The sequence below is a fragment of the Haloarchaeobius amylolyticus genome (genome assembly GCF_026616195.1).
Classification (GTDB): domain Archaea; phylum Halobacteriota; class Halobacteria; order Halobacteriales; family Natrialbaceae; genus Haloarchaeobius; species Haloarchaeobius amylolyticus.
Genome location: NZ_JANHDH010000001.1, coordinates 1992968 through 2012614, shown reverse-complemented (window position 1 = coordinate 2012614; position 19647 = coordinate 1992968). Strand labels below are relative to the sequence as shown.

At 68.1% G+C, this 19647-nt stretch carries 19 protein-coding genes; 7 read left to right on the top strand and 12 right to left on the bottom strand.

The features are described 5' to 3' along the window. Window positions 1–190: 190 nt before the first annotated feature. From NOV86_RS10365 to NOV86_RS10325, 9 genes are all read right to left on the bottom strand, one after another. Window positions 191–343: a hypothetical protein gene (locus NOV86_RS10365; protein ID WP_267641309.1), complete on the bottom strand. Its 153-nt coding sequence runs from the start codon at window positions 341–343 to the stop codon at window positions 191–193. A 128-nt stretch (window positions 344–471) separates the two neighbouring features. Next, window positions 472–1773: an oxidoreductase gene (locus tag NOV86_RS10360; RefSeq protein ID WP_267641308.1), complete on the bottom strand. Its 1302-nt coding sequence runs from the start codon at window positions 1771–1773 to the stop codon at window positions 472–474. A 34-nt stretch (window positions 1774–1807) separates the two neighbouring features. Further along, window positions 1808–2392, bottom strand: a complete 585-nt coding sequence (locus NOV86_RS10355) for a class I SAM-dependent methyltransferase (RefSeq protein WP_267641307.1) — start codon at window positions 2390–2392, stop codon at window positions 1808–1810. Window positions 2393–2476: 84 nt separating this feature from the next. Beyond that, window positions 2477–2809: a 2Fe-2S iron-sulfur cluster-binding protein gene (locus NOV86_RS10350; RefSeq protein WP_303647497.1), complete on the bottom strand. Its 333-nt coding sequence runs from the start codon at window positions 2807–2809 to the stop codon at window positions 2477–2479. Continuing rightward, window positions 2800–4287, bottom strand: coding sequence for a selenium-binding protein SBP56-related protein (locus tag NOV86_RS10345; RefSeq protein WP_267641304.1), 1488 nt, complete (start codon window positions 4285–4287; stop codon window positions 2800–2802). Before NOV86_RS10345 ends, NOV86_RS10350 begins: the two co-directional genes overlap by 10 nt. A 207-nt stretch (window positions 4288–4494) precedes the next feature. Further along, window positions 4495–5016, bottom strand: coding sequence for a KEOPS complex subunit Cgi121 (gene cgi121, locus NOV86_RS10340; protein ID WP_267641303.1), 522 nt, complete (start codon window positions 5014–5016; stop codon window positions 4495–4497). Then, entirely contained in the window at window positions 5016–7433 is a 2418-nt protein-coding gene (locus NOV86_RS10335) for an ATP-dependent DNA helicase (protein WP_267641302.1), read from the bottom strand. The genes cgi121 and NOV86_RS10335 overlap by 1 nt, the downstream gene beginning before the upstream one ends. A 26-nt stretch (window positions 7434–7459) precedes the next feature. Beyond that, on the bottom strand, window positions 7460–7915 hold the full coding sequence (locus tag NOV86_RS10330) for a DUF6653 family protein (protein WP_267641301.1): 456 nt from the start codon (window positions 7913–7915) through the stop codon (window positions 7460–7462). A gap of 76 nt (window positions 7916–7991) precedes the next feature. After that, window positions 7992–9209 carry an ABC transporter substrate-binding protein gene (locus tag NOV86_RS10325; protein WP_267641300.1) on the bottom strand — a complete coding sequence of 406 codons (1218 nt, stop codon included), beginning with the start codon at window positions 9207–9209 and terminating at the stop codon, window positions 7992–7994. Between the two features lie 320 nt (window positions 9210–9529). On the opposite strand from NOV86_RS10325, the gene NOV86_RS10320 reads away from it, so the two are divergent. From NOV86_RS10320 to NOV86_RS10295, 6 genes are all read left to right on the top strand, one after another. Beyond that, entirely contained in the window at window positions 9530–9778 is a 249-nt protein-coding gene (locus NOV86_RS10320; RefSeq protein WP_267641299.1) for a ferredoxin, read from the top strand. 85 nt (window positions 9779–9863) lie between these two features. After that, window positions 9864–11837, top strand: a complete 1974-nt coding sequence (locus NOV86_RS10315; protein ID WP_267641298.1) for a bacterio-opsin activator domain-containing protein — start codon at window positions 9864–9866, stop codon at window positions 11835–11837. A 91-nt stretch (window positions 11838–11928) separates the two neighbouring features. Next, window positions 11929–12648, top strand: a complete 720-nt coding sequence (locus tag NOV86_RS10310; protein WP_267641297.1) for a bacteriorhodopsin — start codon at window positions 11929–11931, stop codon at window positions 12646–12648. A gap of 132 nt (window positions 12649–12780) precedes the next feature. Beyond that, window positions 12781–13506, top strand: coding sequence for a lycopene cyclase domain-containing protein (locus tag NOV86_RS10305; protein WP_267641296.1), 726 nt, complete (start codon window positions 12781–12783; stop codon window positions 13504–13506). After that, the gene (locus NOV86_RS10300; RefSeq protein ID WP_267641295.1) at window positions 13497–14513 is read left to right on the top strand and encodes a Brp/Blh family beta-carotene 15,15'-dioxygenase; all 1017 of its coding nucleotides are present in this window, start codon (window positions 13497–13499) and stop codon (window positions 14511–14513) included. Before NOV86_RS10305 ends, NOV86_RS10300 begins: the two co-directional genes overlap by 10 nt. A gap of 69 nt (window positions 14514–14582) precedes the next feature. Continuing rightward, a complete protein-coding gene (locus NOV86_RS10295; RefSeq protein ID WP_267641294.1) occupies window positions 14583–14717 on the top strand; it encodes a hypothetical protein in 135 nt (44 codons plus the stop codon). Window positions 14718–14727: 10 nt separating this feature from the next. Here the strand turns inward: NOV86_RS10295 and mdh are convergent, their stop codons facing one another. Beyond that, window positions 14728–15642 carry a malate dehydrogenase gene (mdh, locus tag NOV86_RS10290; protein WP_267641293.1) on the bottom strand — a complete coding sequence of 305 codons (915 nt, stop codon included), beginning with the start codon at window positions 15640–15642 and terminating at the stop codon, window positions 14728–14730. Between the two features lie 257 nt (window positions 15643–15899). Between mdh and NOV86_RS10285 the strand changes: the two genes are divergently transcribed. After that, complete coding sequence (locus NOV86_RS10285) at window positions 15900–16556, top strand: Sjogren's syndrome/scleroderma autoantigen 1 family protein (protein WP_267641292.1); 657 nt, start codon at window positions 15900–15902, stop codon at window positions 16554–16556. Between the two features lies 1 nt (window position 16557). On the opposite strand, the gene NOV86_RS10280 is transcribed toward NOV86_RS10285, so the two are convergent. Next, complete coding sequence (locus NOV86_RS10280) at window positions 16558–16752, bottom strand: hypothetical protein (RefSeq protein WP_267641291.1); 195 nt, start codon at window positions 16750–16752, stop codon at window positions 16558–16560. Then, a complete protein-coding gene (locus NOV86_RS10275; RefSeq protein WP_267641290.1) occupies window positions 16749–19256 on the bottom strand; it encodes a DEAD/DEAH box helicase in 2508 nt (835 codons plus the stop codon). The genes NOV86_RS10280 and NOV86_RS10275 overlap by 4 nt, the downstream gene beginning before the upstream one ends. Window positions 19257–19647: the final 391 nt, after the last annotated feature.

The following is a 19647-nucleotide window of genomic DNA, read 5'->3' as shown; positions in this document are numbered from 1 at the left end:
AAGAGATAATATTGATAACTACTGGCAATGGCCGATATTTACACCAATATAGTTACACAGTAACCGAAATGATGTTATATTACTAACCGTTGCTGGCACGCCATTTACCATTTCTGGCCGGCGCGACTGCGGGCGGACCGCGACTACCCGAGAAGTGCCCCTGCTGTGGTCGTCGTGTCGATGCTGGCTGCTAGTCGCGTGCCTGTTCCAGCAGGCACGATATCGTACAGTAGTAGTGTCGTATCTCCTGTTTCGCCCCCTTGAACTCCATCGGTTTGACCACCTCGATGTGGGTGTCCTCTTCCTCGTCGATGTCGTCCATGCAGACGTTACATTGCGGCATGTGTTGTGTCACCCTGGTGACCCCCGGACCGCATCGGGCGACCCATCGTCGCCATGCGGTGTGGTCACATGAATCTGGAACGTCATCGACTATTGAAGTGTCGGCCGTTCACGCCGGTTCGGGTCAGTTCAATCGGTGTCGTAGGCGCCTGCCTCCTCGAATTTCCCGCGTCGCCGCAGGACCGAGGGGGTGCGGCACTGGCCGACCGCGCCGGTGACCTGCGGGACGGTGCAGTTGTTGCAGTTCTCGCAGACGACGCGGGTCCCGTCGCTGGCGTCGGCGCCGAGCAGTCGGGCGGCGAGTCGCGGCTCGGCGTAGAAGGGCCGGGCCATCCCCGCCATGTCGCAGGCGTCCCCGAGCAGGCGGTCCATCTGGCCGCGCTCTCGTACCCCACCTTCGAGCAGGACCGGCACGTCGACCACCTCCCGGACCCGCCGGGCGAGGTCGGCGTTCCAGGCCGGCTCGAAGTCGAACTGGAAGGATTCGAGCCAGTTCATGAACCGGACCCCGCGGGTCCGCAGGCGCCCGCCGAAGGCCTCGGCGTACCCCTCCTGCAGCGACTCGTCGCGCCACGCCCGGGCGGGGTACTCCCCGCGGACGATGCTCATATCCCAGACGACCGAGGTCCGGACCGGGACGACCGCGTCGTAGCCGATGTCGGCGAGCTGGCGCGCGATGGCGACGGCGTCGTCGTCGCCGAGTCTCCGCCGGACCACGGGCGGGGCCGGCGCCTCGGAGGGGACCTTCGTGACGATGGGGGTGTCCCCGACGCGCTCGCGCAACTCGTCGTGGAGCAACTCCATGAACCGGATGCCGTCGCCGAACTCGTCCTCGCGACGGTTGTAGAAGGGCGACAGGAACTGCTGGATGATGCCCATGTTCGCGCCGGCGAGGTGGATGCCGTCGTAGCCCGCCTCGACGCAGTGTTCGCCTGCGGTGGCGAAAGACTCGACGAGGTCGTACACGTCGCCCGTGCTCATGACGTGCGGGTCGAAGTCGAGGAACCCCAGTCCGTCCAGCAGGCGGAGTTGCCAGGGTGGCTCGGACACCGCCAGCTGCTGCTCGTCGGGGTGTTGCTCGCGGTAGCCGGCGTGCCAGGTCTCCATGCTGCGCAGGCCGCCGTGTTCCAGCTGGACGAAGATCGTGCCGCCGTGGGCGTGGATGGCGTCGGTGAGTGCCGACAGCCGGGCGACGAACTCGGGGTCGTGGACGCGGGTCATCCCGGGGGCGGCACAGCCGCCCGACTCGGTGACGATGGTCGCGCCCTGGAAGACGAGGCCGACCCCGGAGGCGGCGGCCGGTTCGAGGTCTGCGACGAGGATGTCGACCGCGTCCTCGCCGTTCCCGGCGCATTCGAGCAGCGGCGCGCGATACAGCCGGTTCGGTACCTCGCAGGGGCCGATGGTCACGGGGTCGTCCAGCCGGGGCATGTCGGGGAGTTCGCAGGGGACGGCAAAGAAGGTGTCACCGGCAGACGAGGCCGTAGTGGTACGGCGGCAGGTCGACGACCTGCACGTCCTCGAAGCCGGCCGCGCGGACGATGTCGCGGCAGTCGCCCTCGCACAGCCGCAGGTCGGTCGGCGGCCCCCGGACCTCGTCCAGCACCGTCGTCTCCTCGCGGGGCAGGTCGTGCCAGTTCACGACGACCAGCCGGCCGCCGTCGCGCAACACCTCACGGGCACCTTCGAGGAAGGCGGCGGGCTCGGGGACGCCGTGGAGGGTGTTCGCGAACAGGACCACGTCGACCGGTTCCGGGAGGAGGGCGGGGAGGGCCCTCGCGTCGCCCTCGATGGTCGCGATGGTGTCGAGGCCGGCGGCGTCGGCCCGGGACGCGAGGTCGGCCAGTAGCTCCGAATCGATGTCGACAGCGTACACCGGTTCGCCCGTGATGCGGGCCGCCGGGAGGGTGAAGTAGCCGTTTCCGGAGGCCACGTCGGCGACGGTGTCGCCGGGTTCGAGGCCGAGGTCCCGGAGCGTCCCGGCCGGGTCGGGCCAGAGCGCTCCCCACCAGTCGCGGTCGGGCTGTCCCGTGTTCTGGAACTTCTCCATACGTGGGCCAGACGACTGGCCGGGAAAAACGCTCCGGGGGTGTGCGTGACGGACGACCACCGAGCAGTGGCGGCCGCCGGCCCGCTACTTCCAGGGGTTCGGGACGAGTTCGGCCTGCACGTCGCTCCCGACCCGCAAGGTACAGTCGCTCCGGGGCTGGGCGACGCAGGGCAACACGTACCCGGCGTCCAGATGCTTCTCCTTCAGCCCGCGAGGCGGTCGGACGTGCTCGACCTCGCCCGCCAGTAACTCGGCGGCACAGGTCGCACACGCCCCGGTCCGGCAGCCGAAGGGGATGCCGACGCCCAGTTCCTCGCTGGCCGTGACGAGGTCCGCGTCGGCCGGGAGCTCGCAGGTGGTCGCCCGCCCGTCGTCCCACTCGAAGGTGACGCGGTGCGTCTCGCTGCTCACGACCAAACGTCGCTGGTGCAGTCGCCGTCGGGCCAGCGGATCTCGTGGGCACGGGCCGGACCGTGGGGCATCTCGCCGAAGTCGACCATGAAGTCGGTGTCGAGCTCCATCGTGCCCTTGCGGGGGTTCACGTCGGCCTTGAGCATCACCGACCCGTGCTCGCCCTCGTCGGGGAAGAACTGGTTGTCCCACGAAGAGAACAGCGAGGTGGTCCAGTAGAGGCGCTCGCCGTCGAGGCTGAGCTGGAGCATCTGGGGGCCGCCGAAGACGGGACGGTCGTCGGCGCCGGTTGGCCGGCGCGGCCCGAAGTTACCGCCCGCCCAGACGCTGTCGACGTGGCGCGGGTTCGCCGGGTCCGAGATGTCGTACATCCGCACCTCGCCGTGGAGCCAGTTCGAGAAGAACAGGTAGCGGTCGTCCATCGACACCAGCAGGTCGGTGACGAGGCCGGGCATCGGGAAGTCCCAGTCCTCGTGCTCGCGGGCCTCCACGTCGATGACCTTGTCCGCGTGGTACTCCCCGTCTCGCGGCTCACCGCCGCTCGACCGTCCCGAGGAGCGTGGCCCCTCGCGGTAGAAGTGGAAGATGTTCGACGACAGCGCGGCACCGACGAACCCGTGGGTCGAGACGGGCGTGTGCAGGAACCGCACCTCGAGGGGTATCTGGCCCTCCTCGCCGAGGTCGATGGTCTGGACGACCTCGCGTTCGGTCCAGTCCCAGAAATGGAGCTTGCGGCCGTACTTCCCGGCCTCCACGTCCTCGAGGTCGAACCCCGGGTAGTACGTCTTCGGGGCGGCCCACTCGCTGGAGACCATGACGTTCTGGCGGGGCTGGTACCAGTAGTCGTAGTTCATCCCGATCTCGCCCGGCGGGTCCCACCGGCCCTCGATCTCGAAGTCGTGGTTCAACTCGAGGAACCCGCCCGGCAGCTCGCCGTCGGCGTCGCCGAGCATGCTCACGAGGATCTTCCCCTCGGGCACGCAGTGGACCGTGTGCGGGGCCGAGAGGTCGTGTTCGAACACCTCCTCGGGCTCGATGACCGTCTGTAACTCGGGGTTGAGGCGGTCCTTGGCGTCGATGACGTGCAGGCGCGAGGAGCGCTGGCCGGGCACCAGCAGGTGCCGGCGCTCCAGCCCCTCCATGTGGCACGACGAGGAGCAGGCGTTCCACCCGAAGTGGTGGAGTTCGTCGCCCTTGTTCGGCATCTCGACCCGGTTGACGACCTGCTGGTAGGTGTCGGAGTCGGGGTCGAGGTCGACCACGGCGAGGAAGTCCGGAGCGTCCACGTCGGTCCCGACGTACAGGCTCATGACGTACGCCAGCTTCTCGCGGTCGCCCTCCTCGATGGCGGCCTGCGGGGTGGCGTACCCGGGCCCGCGGTGCTCGTGGTGGTCGTGGCCGGCGTGGCTCTCGTGGTGGTCGTGACCCGTGTGTTCGGTGTGCTCGGTATGGGCGTCGTCGTCGGACTGATGGGCGTCGCTCATGTGCTAGGGTATCACTCGCATGGGGGTCAACTCGTCGGGTTCGGGCCGTGGAGTTCCGCTATCTGTGACACGATTCTCCGGGAACAGGACTGATAGAAACCCGGTAGAGACTGGCTGTACGAACTTTCCAGCGTCGGGCTTGCAGGCTAATGGCTGAAAAATATCACTATTACCGGCAAGAAAAGCCGATTCGTGGCGCCCAGTCCGTTACTTGTTCACGGTCAGCAACACGGCTCGTTCCCGGACCAGGTCCGAGAGCGTCGCGTCCGTCGCTGCACGCTCGGCCTCGCCGACCTCGAAGAACTCGTAGATGCGGTCCTCGTCGGCGGCCTCGCCGAGCGTCTCGGCGGAATCCAGCATCGCCGCGAGGTCCTCGGCCGCAGCCGCCTCCGGCTCGTCCGTCGCGAGGGGGTCGTCCGGGAATCCGGAGACGACGACCGCCACGACGGGCGTCTCGCCCTCGCCGACGCCCATCGTCAGCGCCTCGGAGATCTGGCGCCGGCCCGCCGCGTAGAGCAACACCTCGACCGCGGGGTCGCGGGCGACCGCCTCGTCGCGCTCCCACGCCCGGGCGGCCTGCCGGACCGCGGTCTCGAGGTGCGCCCGGTCCACGACGTACCGGGCATCGAACGCCTGCACCACGCAGTCGTGCTCGTCGCCGACGTCCCCGATGCGAGCCACGAAGTCGTCCACGTCCACGACCGTCGCCAGTCCCTCGACGACCCGCATCAGAAATCACCCAGGCTGGTCTGGCTCTGCTCGGTCTCGTCGGCCGGGTCGTCCGCCTCGTCGCCATCACTCGCTTGCTCGACCGCGGCCTCGACTTCGGGGTCGGCGGTGACGCCCTCCATCGAGGGGTCCTCCCGCCCGGCGTTCTCGAGGATGTTCTCGGCGGTCTTGCGCCGGCCCTCGAGCGCGGCCAGCACCACGCGCTTGTCGGCCTCGCGGATGTCCGCGGGCGTCTCGATACCGGCCTCGTACAGCTGTCTGGCGCGCTTGCGCCCCACGCCGCGCACCCCGACGAGTTCGAGGAGTTCCTCGTGGACGCCGTCCTCGACCCGCTTCTTCGCGTCCCGCACACCGCGGGTGACGGTGCCGGGGAGGTCGAGTTCGCCGGCGACGCGCTCGGCCGCGCCCAGCAGCCACTGGGCGGTCTCGACCTTCCCGCGGAGGTCGCCCGGCCCGACCTCGTAGTCGGCGGTGATGCGGTCCTCGTCGACCTCGCTCGCCCAGTCCTCCAGCAGGCGCGCGGTCTTCAGGGCCTGCAGCCAGTCCTCCCAGCGGTGCTCCTCGTACTCGGAGGGCGCACGCCCGAGCAGTTCGTCCTCGCGCTCGTAGTGCAGTTCGGAGTACTCGTCGCGGTCCCCGGACTTCAGGTAGAGTTCGTACATGTCCGGGGTGCGCGAGACGAGGTGGTACAGCCCGAGGGCGGTCGGTTTCTCGACCGTTCCGGATTCCTCGTCCGGCTCGCCAGCCTCGCCCTCTGTCTCCTCGGCATCGTCGTCGCCGATGCTGTACGTCTGGAACCCGGCACCGCTGTCGCTCGCCTCGAAGTCGCTCGCCGATGTTCCACTTCCCGGCCCCTGACCGGCCCACGCCCGCAGGCCGTCGATGATGGTCGCGGCGCTCATCGGGTCGAGGTAGAGCTGCGAGACGGTGTGGCCGATGGGGGTCGCCGAGAGTTCGTCGCCGTCGGCCTCGACGAACCCGTTGTGTTCGAGGTAGTCGAGCATCGAGTCCATCATCTGCGCCAGCCGGCCCTCCTCGGTCGACTGGGCGGCGTAGAGCGTCTCCTCGAGGAACGACTGGAGGCCACTGCGGGTGCGGGCGAACCCGGACGCGATGGTCGCCAGCACGTGGGTCCGCATCGCGGGCTCGGCGGCGAGCTTCGACCGCACGGGTTCGGGCTCGGCGTAGATGTAGCGGTCGAACAGCTCCTCGCGGTCGTCGTGGTTCGACGCCAGCAGCACCGCCTCGCCGTAGGGGTCCCGACCGGGGCGGCCCGCCCGGCCCATCATCTGGTGGACCTCCAGCACCGACAGGGGCGTCATCCCGGTGCCGTCGTAGCGCTGCCAGTCGCGGACGATGACCCGGCGACTCGGCGTGTTCACGCCGGCCGCGAGGGTCGGCGTCGCACAGATGACCCGGAGCTTGCGGTCGCGGAACGCGTCCTCGACCAGCGAGCGGTGCTCTCTCGCCAATCCGGCGTGGTGGAACGCGCCGCCCTTCGCGACCACGTCGGCGAGGTCGTCGCTGGTCTCGGAGTCGCTCACGCCGCGTATCTCCTCGGCGAGGTCCGCGAGGTCGTCCTCCTCGGCGGGCGTCAGGAACGGCTCGACCACGTCGGCCAGCCGCCTCGCGGCGGCCTCCGCGTTCCGCCGGGAGTTCACGAAGACGAGCGAGGCGCCGCCGTCTTCGAGCACGTCCCGGACCAGTGCGGCCTCCTGCTTCTCGCTACCTCTCACTGGCACCTCGGTCTGGCTCCCGTCGTCGAACGACAGCGCGTTCCCGTAGTGGACGCCCTTGCGCAACTCGATGGGGCGCCAGTCGTCGTCGACGAGGTCGGCGTCGAGCCAGTCCGCGATGTCGTCGGCGTTCCCGACCGTCGCCGAGAGAGCGACGACCTGGAGCTGGGGGTTGACCTGCCGGAGCTTCGCCAGCGTCACCTCGAGCGTGGGGCCACGGTTCCGGTCGTCGATGAGGTGGACCTCGTCGGCGACCACGCACGTCAGGTCGTCGATCCAGGGCGCGCCGTTCCTGACGAGGGAGTCGACCTTCTCCGAGGTGGCGACGACGATGTCCTTCTCGCCGAGCCAGCCGCCCTCGGACTCGTAGTTGCCCGTCGAGACGCCGACGCTCACGCCGAACTCCTCGAACTTCTCGAACTCCGCCTTCTTCTCGGAGGCCAGCGCCCGCAGGGGCACGATGTAGAGCGCCTTCCCGCCGCGCTCGACCGCCGAGAGCATCGCCATCGTCGCGATGAGCGTCTTCCCGCTCGCGGTGGGGATGGAGGCGACGACGCTCTGGCCCTCGGTGACGCCCGCCTCCACCGCCTGTGCCTGTGGCGGGTACAGCTCTGCGATGCCCTGGTCCTGCAACTGGTCGACGAAGGGGGCAGGGATGCCGGGCACGTCCGCCGTGTTCATTGACGGAGAGTGGTGCCTGCTCCGGTTTAAACTGTCGTCATCTCCCGCGCCCGGTCCTCGTACAGCTGGGCCATCCGCCCGAAGAAGACGAACATCAGGACCAGCGAGAGGGCGGTCCCGACGGCGGTCCGGACCGGCCGGCGCTTCACCGCGGCCCGGAGGGTGTAGAGCTGGACCGGCGCGCAACAGGCGACGAACAGCAGGTCCGCCACCGACGAGAGCAGGCCCTCATCGAGCCAGACTCGTTCGCCGAGGACGACCCGCGTCGCCCACGCCGAGTCGTCGTCCGGTTCGGGCGACAGCACCGGGTTCACCGCGACGAACACGAGGATGGCGGCAAGCAACCGTCGCTCCCGCCGGTAGATGGCCAGCACCAGCAGGGGGTAGGTCGCGACGAACGTCCAGACGCTCCAGGGGTTGGCGTGGCCCGACCAGAAGAGGCGTTCCGCGAGCCTCGGGGTCGGGTCGGCGTCGGCTGTCATCGTCTCCGGATACGGCCAGAACCCCGATAAATCATCACGGCGCGTGCTGGCTCTGCATCGCGCCGCGGTTCCGACGTCAGATATCGCCGTTGATGATGTCCGCGATGCGCTGACGGTCGAAGAGTTCCCTGTCGCTGGTCACGTCCCCGAAGACGTCCGGATAGAGCTGCTTCGCCGCTCGCTCTGTCAGGAAGAAGTTGTGAATCGGCCCCTGGCGGAGGTAGCCACCGCGATAGACGCGGCTGTTCTGCACGGCGGTCAGTTCGCTGCCGACCGGATGGTCCTTCATGTAGGCGAGGACGGTGTCGCGGAACTCTGACGGCGACTTCTGTTCGTGGCCGCGAATCAGGAGCACGTCGGGGTCGACTTCGAGGAGGTTCTCGTAGTCGAGTTCGCTCCGGTTACCGGTGCTGAGGTTCTCGATGCCGGTCCCGGCGAGGGCATCCGCCACGCCGAGATCGTTCCACTGCTTCTTGCTCGTGCCCTTGTCGGTGAGCCGGTACGGCGAGAATGTCTCGGGCTCGTCGGTTCCTTCGTACGTGAGCAGCACGTTCGGACGCTCGCCGGACGGTGGCATTCGAGACTGGATCTCGGCGATGAACTCGTCGTGGTACGCTTTGAATGCCTCGTACCGTTCCCGTTCCTGGAACAACTCGGCGACCTTCTCGAAGGCCTCGTAGAGCGTGTAGAAGCGGTAGTCGTGCCAGCTGTCGGAGCGGCGGAATATCATGTTACCGAGGAACGGCGCTACCTTCTCGCTGATCTCCGCGATGTCGTCGTCACTCCAGTCGAACCAGTTCCGCAGCATCCCGGTGTCGATGATGTGGACATCGTTGTCCATCTGGTAGAAGAGTTCCTTCGACATCCCGGCTTCGACCAGATCGTTCTCTGCGAGTCGACCTTTGTCGACACTCACGCCCGGTAGCTCGTCGTAAACGTACGTGTAGTATTCGCCGGCCTGTCCGATGCCGGTCATGCTGTCCGCGTGACCCAGTGCGACACCCATATCAGCGTAGTCACCGCCGTAGGGCACCCACTGCTCCGGGATGGAGTCGAACGTGACCTCTCCCATCGGGGCCATCGTCACCGAGTAGCTGTCCTCCCCGGCCGCCGTCTCCGATTCAGTGTCGGTCGCCGTCGACGGAGCCGTCGACGTGTCGGTCGACCCAGAGTCGTCGTCGGACGCGAAGATACCGGTACAGCCAGCGAGAGCGCCGCTACCGATGACTGCACTGCCGTACTTCATGTAGTCACGCCGCGTCGGTGCTTCGCGTCCACAGTCGTCTCGGGACATGTGTTTTAGGCCAGCCTAAATAATCATAACTTCTTCGGTCTCCAGACAGGTCTACTCACCCGACATCACGACCGGCGCGCACTCTCGGTCTGCCGGTGAGTTCGAGGACCCGAGGAAGATACCGAAGGCCAGATACTGGCTGCAGTCTCTGTCTCTCACACGAAACGACGATCATCCACGGAGGGGTTCAACAGAGTAAGGTCATCCGTCGAAACACCACCGATGGCGGGCCTGAACGACCCGAGACGACCGAGCTCGCGTCACGACCGACCACACCCCCGTCCGTCAACGATATACACCCCACGAGCGAACCCCGCAGTATGAAGATCGAGTACGACCGCGACACCTGCATCGGGATGTTCCAGTGCGTCGCCGAGTGGGAGGAGGGATTCGAGGCCGACCGCGACGCCGGCAAGGCCGTCCTCGTCGACGGGGAGGAGACCGAGGAGGACGTCTTCGTCCGGGAGGTGCCCGAGGACGCCGAGTTCGACGCGAAGTTCGCCGCCCGGGTCTGTCCCGTCGACGCCATCCGCGTCTACGACGACGACGGCGAGCAACTCGTCCCCTGAATTATACGACCAGCCTGATTCTCCGGGGCGAACGACCCTCGCGCACGTGGGAACCTTATTACCCTGTCAGTCTATATCAGTAGCCATGGATTCCACAACGCGGGTCCTCCTGGTCGACGGGGACGACGGCCGTGCCGGCGAGACGGCCGACGCGCTCTCGACCGATGGATTCGCCGTCGACGTCGTCGCAGACGGCGACGAGGCGCTCTCGGCCATCGGCCGGGACGTGCCCCACTGTGTCGTCTGCGAGTTCGACGTCGGCGACGTGACGGGTGTCGAACTCCTCCGGACGGTCCGGGCGGTCCACGGTGACGTACCGTTCGTGCTGTGTACGGCTGACGGGAGCGAAGCGGTCGCGGAGCGGGCCGTCGCGGCCGGCGTCGACGGCTACGTCCGCCGCGAGGGCGAGGACTGGCAGGAACGACTGCTGGAACGGGTCCGGGAGTCCCATTCCGCCCGGCCGACCGACCAGCAACTGAAAGAGCGCGCCCTCGACGAGGCCCCGGTCGGCATCACCATCGCCGACGCGAACGCGCCGGACATGCCCCTCATCTACACGAACGACTCCTTCGAGGAGCTGACCGGCTACGACCGCGAGGACGTCATCGGGCGTAACTGCCGGTTCCTGCAGGGCGAGGACTCCGACCCCGACGCGGTCCGGCAGATGCGCGAGGCCATCGAGGCCGAGGAGCCGGTGTCGGTCGAACTGGTGAACTACACCAAGTCGGGCGAGCGCTTCTGGAACAAGGTCGACATCGCGCCTATCCGCGACGAGACGGGCGAGGTGTCACACTACGTGGGCTTCCAGACCGACGTGACCGACCGGGTGCAGGCCGAGCGGACCGCCGAGCAGCGTGCGGCCCAGCTCGCGGCCGAGCGCGAGGGCCTCGAGCACCTGCTCGAACGCATCGACGGGCTCATCCAGCAGACGATGGGGGCGCTGGTCGAGGCGACCAGCCGGTCCGAGATCGAGTCCAACATGTGCGACCTGCTCGCCGAGACAGAGCCCTTCACGTGCGCGTGGACGGGCGAACCGGACCTCGCGGACCACAGCATCCGCCCGAACGCCATCGTCGGCGGCGCCGCAGACGGCGAGGCGATGGTGCTCGACGGGAGCGGCGGCGTGGTCGAGCGCGCGGTCGAGACCGGCGAGGTGCAGGTCGTCGCCGCCGCGGACCTCGAGGACCGCGAGTGGCACGAGGCCCGGACCGACGAGCCCTTCTCGACGGTCGCGGTCATCCCGCTGGTGTACCGGGACGCCCGGTACGGCGTGCTGACGGTCTACACCGACGACCCGGCGGCCCTGGACGAGCGCGAGGCGACCATCCTCGCCGCGCTTGGGCGCATGGTCGCGACGGCCATCTCGGCCGCCGAGACCCGGCGCACGCTCACCGCCGACAACATCGTCCAGCTCTCCTTCACCGTCGCGGACCGGTCGGTGTTCTTCGTGGACGTGGCCGAGCGCGCGGACGCGACGCTCACCTACGCCGGGTCGGTGTACCGCGACGACGACTCGCTGGGGATGTTCTTCACCGTCGAGGCCGACGACCCCGACGAGGTGACCGCCATCGCGAGCGAGTCCGACACGGTCCTCGACACGAAGATCATCACCCGGAACGAGGGCGTCAGCCTCATCGAGTTCACGGTCGCCAACGAGGGGCTGCTCTCGACGCTCGCGGCCTACGGCGCCGACGTGAAGGCCATCACGGCCAGACCCGGCACCGCCAGCGTCGAGGTGGAGTTGCCCCGGGACGCCAACGCCCGGACCGTCGTCGAGAACGTCGAGGCGGAGTTCGACGGCATCGACCTCACCTCCTACCGCGAGCGCGAGCGCCCCGCGACGACCAAACAGGAGTTCATCGCGGCGCTGGAGGACCAGCTCACCGAGCGACAGCTGACGGCGCTCCAGCGCGCGTACTTCGGCGACTTCTTCGAGTGGCCCCGCCCGACCAGCGGCGACGACCTCGCGGACTCGATGGGTATCGCGCGGTCGACCTACCACCAGCACCTGCGCGCCGCGGAGCGCAAACTGGTCGGCGAGTTCTTTGACAGACCGTAACAGGATACCTTTATATAATGGGTCTGGCTGGGGTGCCCAACTAGTTCGGCACCGCGGTCATTGATGAACAATCCTGAACGTATCATGCGTCATGGCAGTACCAGAAAGCGAGTCGCTCTGGCTGTGGCTCGGCACAGCCGGTATGACTCTTGGCACCCTCGCGTTCGTCGCGATGGGATGGAACGAACAGGACGAACAGAAACAGACCTACTACATCGTGACGATATTCATCGCGGCCATCGCCGCGACGTCGTACTTCTCGATGGCATCCGGGTTCGGGGTCATCAATATCCCCAATCACGAGGAACCCATCTACTGGGCACGGTACGCTGACTGGCTGTTCACCACACCGTTGCTGTTGCTCGACCTCGCGCTGCTCGCTGGCGCGAGCCGGAACACGATCTTCACGCTCGTCGGCCTCGACGCGGCGATGATCGTCACCGGACTGGGCGGCGCACTGGCGACCGAAGGGATGGCCTACCGGCTCGCCTGGTGGGGCATCAGCTGTGGGTTCTTCCTCGTCCTCCTGTACTTCCTCGTCGGGAAGCTCTCGGCCGCCGCGGCCGAACAGTCGGGAGACGTGGCCCAGCTCTTCGGGACATTACGGAACCTGACCCTGGTGCTCTGGACGGCGTATCCGATCGTCTGGCTCATCGGGACCGAGGGCCTCGGGCTCGTCGGTATCTATCCGGAGACGGCCATCTTCATGGTGCTCGACCTGAGCGCCAAGGTCGGCTTCGGCTTCCTGCTGCTGCGCAGCCACACCGTCCTCGACCAGGTCACGACCGGTGCAGTCGCGGCAGGCGACTGATACTGTCGGACGGACGCCCATGACGGATTTCGACACCGAAGGGGATCGAGTCTCGTCACGAGGTACGTCCGACAGTACGGCAACCGGCTCGCACCGTCTACGCCAACTACCAACGTCACCTATATCCAGACGATGACGACCACCCTGACCTACGCGGCCTTCCTGCTGCTGTTCGTAGTGGCACCTATCTTCGGCCTCTCGGTCGCGTCGTGGCGGCGGGGACTGCCCCTCCCCCGCGAGGGGCTGGTCCCCACCGTCCTCATGGTGGTCGTCGCACTCGCATACACGACACCGTGGGACAACTACCTCATCGGGCAGGGCGTCTGGTGGTACGGCCAGGGCGCGGTCGTGCTCACCATCGGCCTCGCCCCGCTCGAGGAGTACCTGTTCATGGCCTTCCAGCCGGTCCTCGCCGCCCTGTGGTTCTACACCCTCCGCTGGCCGCCGGTCCACCCCGAGGAACCGCTGCCGCGACGGGCACGCCTCGTGGGGACCGTCGGCTGGCTGGTCCTCGCCGCACTCGGCGCGGCCGCCCTGACCGTCCCGTCGACGTACTACCTCGGCGCCATCCTCGCGTGGGCCGCCCCCGTCCTGGCCCTGCAGTGGGCCGTCGGCGGGCACTACCTCTGGGCGGCGCGGCGCGACCTCGCGCCGGTCGTCGCCTTCCCCGTGGCGTACCTCTGGGCGGTCGACTGGTACGCCATCCGGCTCGGCATCTGGACCATCTCGCCCGACCACACGACCGGGCTCGGCCTCTTCGGCCTGCCTGTCGAGGAGATGCTGTTCTTCCTCGTCACGACCCTGCTCGTCGTCCAGGGCATCGTCCTCTATCACTGGGTGGTCGACCGATGGCTGTAGCGGTCCCCCAGCCGGTCAGACGGACGGTCGACCGGCTCCTGCGCCCGGAGTGGCTCCTGCTCGGGCTCGCGGCCGTCCCGTTCGCGCTCGGGCTCTCGGTCCCGCCGTGGGCCGAGTACCTCCCGCTGCTGGTGAGCGTCCTCGTCCTCGGCCTCCCACACGGTGCGGTCGACCACCTCGTGCTGGCGCGGCTGGGTACCGGAATCTCGGTCCGCCGGTCCGTCGTCGCCGTCTCCGCCCTCTACGCCGTCCTCGGCGGTCTCTACCTGCTCGCCTGGTTCGTCGCGCCGGTCGCCGCGTTCACGTTCTTCATCCTCCTGACGTGGGCCCACTGGGGGCAGGGCGACCTCTACTGCCTGCACGTTCTCTCGGAGGGCGCGTACCCGACCACGCCGCTCCACCGCCTCCTGACGGTCGCGGTCCGCGGGGCGCTCCCGATGCTCGTCCCGCTGGTCGCCTTCCCGGACGCCTACCAGCGCGTCGTCGCCATCACGGTCGAACTGTTCGGGACCGACGCCAGTAGCGTCGCGTGGGCGTTCTCGGCCGACGCCAGGCTCGGGGTCGCCGTCGGCTTCGCCGCCATCGTCGTCGCCTCGCTCGTACTCGGCGCGCGCTCGCCCGACACCACCACCTGGAAGCGAGACGGCGTCGAGATCGCGCTCCTCACCGGCTTCTTCGCGCTCGTGCCACCCATCCTCGCCATCGGGCTGTACTTCTGTCTCTGGCACTCGCTGCGCCACGTCGTCCGGGTCGTCGGCCTCGACGAGACCGCGGTCGCCTCGCTCGCCCGGGACGACCTCGTCGGCGCGTTCCGTCGCTTCGCCCGCGACGCGCTCCCGACGACCGCGGCCGCCATCGCCATCATGGCCGGTATCGCCATCGCGGTCCCGCGGACCCCCGCCGGCCTCGACGGGGCCCTCGCGGTCTACCTCGTCCTCCTGGCCGTGCTCACGCTGCCCCACGTCGTCGTCGTCTCGGTGCTCGACCGGCAGCAGGGCGTCTGGTGACCCGGCGAACGTGTCGCGGCAGCGAGAAAAAAGTTATGCACATCCATGTTGACGTATCTCGTAGATACCATGTCGGGAGACAACCGCACGGCCCGCATCCGAGAGTGGGCGGAACTGGTCGGTGAACAGGTTCCGGACGCTATCGAGACGCGTGCGAACGGCAGTATCGCCGAGCGGCGGTCGCCCGGCGAACGCGAGAACTGAGACCGCGTCGTTACGAGATCTTCTCGTACTGGTCGGAGAGCTTCTCGGCGGCCTCACCGAGCTGGTCACGCTCCAGCTGGGAGAGGTCCCACTCGACGATCTCCTCGACACCGTCGCTGCCGAGCTTGACCGGGACGCCCAGGCCGACGTCGTCGTGCCCGAACTCGCCCTGTAGCTTGACCGACGCCGGCAGGACCTCGCCGGTGTCGCGCAGGATGGCCTCGACCATGTGGGCGACGCCCGTCGCCGGGCCCCACTCGGTCGCGCCCTTGCGCTCGATGACGTTCATCGCGGACTCCTTCAGGTCGCCGAGGATCTCCTCCTTCTCGTCGTCGGAGAACTCGGGGTCGCGGCCGTCGACGCGGACCTTCGAGAAGACCGGGACCTGCGCGTCGCCGTGCTCGCCCAGGATGGTCGCCTCGACGTTCTGGACCTGCGTGTCGAAGCGCTCGGAGAGCACGTAGCGGAAGCGCGCGGAGTCGAGTCGGCCACCGAAGCCGATGACCTTGTTCCGGTCGCGGTCGCCGGCCTCGTAGAGGTGGCGGTTGAGCAGGTCGACCGGGTTCGAGGTCGTCACCGTGATGAAGTCGTCGTTGTGCTCGGCGAGCGAGGAGCCGATGTCCTCCATGATGGGCGCGTTGTCGCCCGCGAGGTCGATGCGGGTCTGGCCGGGCTGGCGCGGGATGCCGGCCGTGATGACGACGACGTCCGAGCCCGCCGTGTCCGCGTAGGTGCCCTGGCGGACGGTCGTGTTGGAGTCGTACGCGATGCCGTGGTTGGCGTCCGCGGCCTGGCCCACCGTCTCGTCCTCCTTGTCCGGGATGTCCACGAAGACGAGTTCGTCGACCACGTCACGAAGCGCGAGGTTGTAGCCTGCGGCGGCCCCGACGGTGCCGGCCGCGCCGACTACGCTAACTTTCGCCATAACACTCGAAACTGCTCTCGATTCCCGGTTAAACGTGTCGAAGTCGGCAGTGCTACGCCCGCGCCGATACCGGTTCCACGCCGCGCTGTCCGGGACGTTCGGGCAGTCCAGCCGACCGAGACGAGACGAAACCGGACATCCGGTCACCGGGTTGGACTCCGATGCTCCCGGGGCGCGAGCCGGGGACGTCCTGCACGCGATAGTACCCGTCTGAACGGTCCGCAGGACTTTCCTCTCTCACGGTCCTCCCTCCCGACATGAGCGAGTTCGACAAGGAGGCAGAGCGAGAGAAGTTGCGCGAGAAGTTCGCCAAGGACGAGGAGGACCGCAAGTCGACACAGCGGATGAGCGAACTCCTCCTGCAGGGTGCGACGATGACGAACCAGCACTGCGACACCTGCGGCGACCCCATCTTCCGCTACCAGGGCCAGGAGTTCTGCCCGAGCTGCCAGAACGCGGCCCAGGAGGCCCAGCGCCAGCAGGCCCAGCAACAGCAGGCACAGCAGCAAGCACAGCAACAGCAGGCCGCAGACCAGCAGGCCCAGCGTGCAGGGCAGGCACAGGACGCACAGCAAGCAAACGTCTCCGAGGCCGACGGTGAGACGGTAGCCGACCCTGCGACCGCCGACCAGTCGAGCGCGCAGCAGCCGGTCGCGACCGGCGCCACCCCCGGCCGGCAGGCCGGTTCGGTCGGTGCCGGTGCCGGGGCGACAGGCGCCGAGCCCCGGCAGGTCGACCGCTCCGCCGCGGGTGCCTCCCTCGCCGGCGAGTTCGGCGAGGCCGAGGCCAGCATCGCCGAGACCATCCGCTACTTCAGCGACGCCGCCGCGAACACGGACGACCCCGCCCGCGCCCGCGAGTGCCTCGCCGCGGTGAAGGAGGCCGCCGAGGCGCTCAGTACCCTCCGCCGGTAATCTACGTCTCGCCTTCCTCCCACCAGCGCACGAACGTCACGACGAACCAGAGCATCCAGAGGGTGAACGCCACCAGTGCCGCGCCGTAGCCCACGCTCCAGTGCAGGTCGAACACCTGCCCGACCACGAGGACGAGGAGCGTGACGACCAGCCCCGGGAAGGTCTTCCCGACGGCGGCGCGAACGGCCTCGCTCACGGCTCGTACTGGCTCCCGATGACCTCCCGGATGCGCTCGGCGGTCACCTGGCCGACGCCGTCGACCTCCAGGAGGTCGTCCTCGTTCGCGCACATCACTTCCTCGACGGTGCCGAAGTGAGCCAGCAGCGACCGTGCGGTCACCGGCCCGATGTCCGCGATGGCGGAGACGACGTACTCCTGCTGTTCGCTCAGGGTCTTCTTCGACTTCTCGCCGTGGACCGACACCTCGCGGCCGCTCTTCTCTTGCTCTCTGGTCGCGATGACCGCGAGCAGGTCCCGGGTGTCTGCCTCGCCCTCGGTCCGCAGGACGCTCACGCCGAAGTCGACCGCCAGCGAGGCGAGCGCGCCCCGGATGGCGTTGGGGTGGATGTCCCGCGAGCCGAGCAGGCTCTCGTCGCCCTCGATGACGAGGATGGGCCGGGCGTAGTGCCCGGCCATGTCCCGGACCTGCTCGAAGACGGAGCGGTCGCTGCCGGTGAGGGTGTCGAGGAAGTCCGAGACGGACTTGCGCTCGACGGCGACGCGGTCCGAGAGGACGTAGTCGCCCACCGCGAGCGTTTCGAGGCGAGTGGTCACGTCCTCGCGGGTCGAGAGGTCCCGTGGAATCGAGGAGTCCATCTCGCGCTGGTCGATGACGACCTCGACCGTGTCCTCCTCCTGCGGTTCCGCGGCCGCGACGACGCCGTCGTCTGGCTCGTCGGGTTCGGCCGCGGCGAGTTCGGCATCGGTGGTCTGGGCCGCGGTCTCGGCCGCGTCGTCGGCTTTCTCGCCGCCGTCTTCGCCGTCTCCCTCCGCCTCGTTGTCGCTCGCGCCGAACTCCTGCAGCCCCGGCTGGGTGTCCGCGCTGGTCCCGCCGTCGGCGCTCGCGGCGCTTTCGGCCGCCGCCTCGTCGCTTCCGTCGCCCCCGTCACCGCCCGCGAACGCGTCGAGGCTCTGCTGGGAGTCGTCGAGCTGTTCCTCCATGTCCGCGGCGACGCCCTTGAGCTTGCGGAGCTCGTTCTCCATCTGCTTCTCCTTGCGCCGCGAGATCCAGAAGTACGCCTCGTCGCGCGTGTCCTCGGCCATCAGCACGACCACGCGCCCCTCGTCCTGGCGGCCGGTCCGGCCCTTGCGCTGGATGGACCGGATGGCCGTCGGGACCGGCTCGTAGAACAGCACGAGGTCGACCTCGGGCACGTCCAGGCCCTCCTCGGCGACCGAGGTCGAGACCAGCACCTCGAACTCGCCGGCCTTGAACTGCTCTAAGACCTCCTGTTGCTGTTTCTGGGTCATCCCGTCCGAGCCCTCCTTGTCGCCCTGCCCGACGAACCGCCGCGTCTCGAAGTGGTTCGAGAGGAACTCGGTGAGGGCCTCGGCTGTGTCTCTCGATTCGGTGAAGACGATGACGCGCTCGCCGTCCTCGATGCCCAGCGTCTGGGCGAGCAGGATGCGCGCCTCGCGGTACTTCGGGTGGATGTCGTCGAAGGACTCGGCCTTCCGGATGGCCTCGCGGACCTTCGGCTCCGAGACCATGCGCTGGCTCGCCTTCGACGCCCCGGAGGCGCGGGCGGCGTTCTTCTGGCGCTCGAAGTACCGGCGGGTCGCCTCGACGCTCTGGGTCTCGACGTAGGTGACCGCGGTCCGGAGCTTGCGAATCTCCGCGAGCAGGCTCATACCCTTGAAGCCCGCCGACTGGTCGTTGTCCATCATCTGGCGCAACTGCGCCGATATCTTGTTTATCTGGGTCTCCGAGAGGTCGGGCGAGGTGGCCTTCGTCACGCCGATCTCCTTGAGCTTCGAGAGGCGGTCGGCGATGACCTCGTTCAGCCCGTCGCGTATCTCGAGGACCTCGTCCGGAAGTTGGATCTTCTTCCACTCGACCTCGGTGTCGTGGGTGTACTCCGCCACGTCGGCGTCGTCCTCGGTCATCACCTCGACCTCGCGCAACCCGAGGTTCTCACACACCTCCAGTATCTCCTCCTCGTCGCCACCGGGCGAGGCGCTCATGCCGGTCACCAGGGGGTCCGCGGCGTCCTGGTGGTAGCGTTCCGCGATGTAGTTGTAGGCGTAGTCGCCGGTCGCGCGGTGGCACTCGTCGAAGGTGATGTGTGTCACGTCCCGCAGCGAGATTCTGCCACCGACGAGGTCGTTCTCGATGACCTGCGGCGTCGCCATGACGACGGTCGCGTCCTCCCAGAGCGCGGCGCGGTCGTCCGGGCGCACGTCGCCGGTGAACACGACGACCTCGTCGTCCGGGATCTGCAGCGCCTCGCGGTAGAACTCCGCGTGCTGTTGCACGAGGGGCTTCGTCGGCGCGAGCATCAGCGACTTCCCGCCGACCTCGTCGAGTCGCCGCGCGGTCACGAGCAGGCTCACGGTCGTCTTGCCCAGCCCGGTCGGCAGGCAGACGAGGGTGTGGTCCTCGGTCGCCGTGCCCGCGAGTTGCAACTGGTAGAGCCGGCGCTGGAGGAAGTTCGGCGCGAGCAGCGGGTGCTCGACGGACGCCTCGTCGGTGGCAGCCATCGCCCGAGAATTCGGCTTCCCGTCGTTTAAGACTTCGCCGACCACGGTGAAAGTGAAGCTCCCCGGTGTCGGCCTCGTCGCGGAACCGGCCAGCCGGGTCGATACCCGTCGCTGCAGGCGACGAGGAGGCCGACCGCGATGAAAGTGAAGACGGCGCGGTCGGCCACGACGAGACGACAGACGGCGGGGGGTTGGGGGGAGAGTTGGGGGGAGTCCGCCGCGCGGTGTCGTCCGTATCACCACGACACTGCCGGCGACCGAAGTCGCCGGAACGCCGTCAAGCGGCGTATCGTCGTGGCTGACAGGTTGAAGTATGCGCGCCCTAATAAATCCACCGAGTCAGACAGCGTACGGATGGTTCCGTCGACCGGTCTGGCCGTCTCAGTCGATG

Coding starts and splice junctions, on each gene's coding strand:
- NOV86_RS10365 (WP_267641309.1), bottom strand. CDS start 343: ATGCCGCAATGTAACGTCTGCATGGACGACATCGACGAGGAAGAGGAC.
- NOV86_RS10360 (WP_267641308.1), bottom strand. CDS start 1,773: ATGCCCCGGCTGGACGACCCCGTGACCATCGGCCCCTGCGAGGTACCG.
- NOV86_RS10355 (WP_267641307.1), bottom strand. CDS start 2,392: ATGGAGAAGTTCCAGAACACGGGACAGCCCGACCGCGACTGGTGGGGA.
- NOV86_RS10345 (WP_267641304.1), bottom strand. CDS start 4,287: ATGAGCGACGCCCATCAGTCCGACGACGACGCCCATACCGAGCACACC.
- cgi121 (WP_267641303.1), bottom strand. CDS start 5,016: ATGCGGGTCGTCGAGGGACTGGCGACGGTCGTGGACGTGGACGACTTC.
- NOV86_RS10335 (WP_267641302.1), bottom strand. CDS start 7,433: ATGAACACGGCGGACGTGCCCGGCATCCCTGCCCCCTTCGTCGACCAG.
- NOV86_RS10330 (WP_267641301.1), bottom strand. CDS start 7,915: ATGACAGCCGACGCCGACCCGACCCCGAGGCTCGCGGAACGCCTCTTC.
- NOV86_RS10325 (WP_267641300.1), bottom strand. CDS start 9,209: ATGTCCCGAGACGACTGTGGACGCGAAGCACCGACGCGGCGTGACTAC.
- NOV86_RS10320 (WP_267641299.1), top strand. CDS start 9,530: ATGAAGATCGAGTACGACCGCGACACCTGCATCGGGATGTTCCAGTGC.
- NOV86_RS10315 (WP_267641298.1), top strand. CDS start 9,864: ATGGATTCCACAACGCGGGTCCTCCTGGTCGACGGGGACGACGGCCGT.
- NOV86_RS10310 (WP_267641297.1), top strand. CDS start 11,929: ATGGCAGTACCAGAAAGCGAGTCGCTCTGGCTGTGGCTCGGCACAGCC.
- NOV86_RS10305 (WP_267641296.1), top strand. CDS start 12,781: ATGACGACCACCCTGACCTACGCGGCCTTCCTGCTGCTGTTCGTAGTG.
- NOV86_RS10300 (WP_267641295.1), top strand. CDS start 13,497: ATGGCTGTAGCGGTCCCCCAGCCGGTCAGACGGACGGTCGACCGGCTC.
- NOV86_RS10295 (WP_267641294.1), top strand. CDS start 14,583: ATGTCGGGAGACAACCGCACGGCCCGCATCCGAGAGTGGGCGGAACTG.
- mdh (WP_267641293.1), bottom strand. CDS start 15,642: ATGGCGAAAGTTAGCGTAGTCGGCGCGGCCGGCACCGTCGGGGCCGCC.
- NOV86_RS10285 (WP_267641292.1), top strand. CDS start 15,900: ATGAGCGAGTTCGACAAGGAGGCAGAGCGAGAGAAGTTGCGCGAGAAG.
- NOV86_RS10275 (WP_267641290.1), bottom strand. CDS start 19,256: ATGGCTGCCACCGACGAGGCGTCCGTCGAGCACCCGCTGCTCGCGCCG.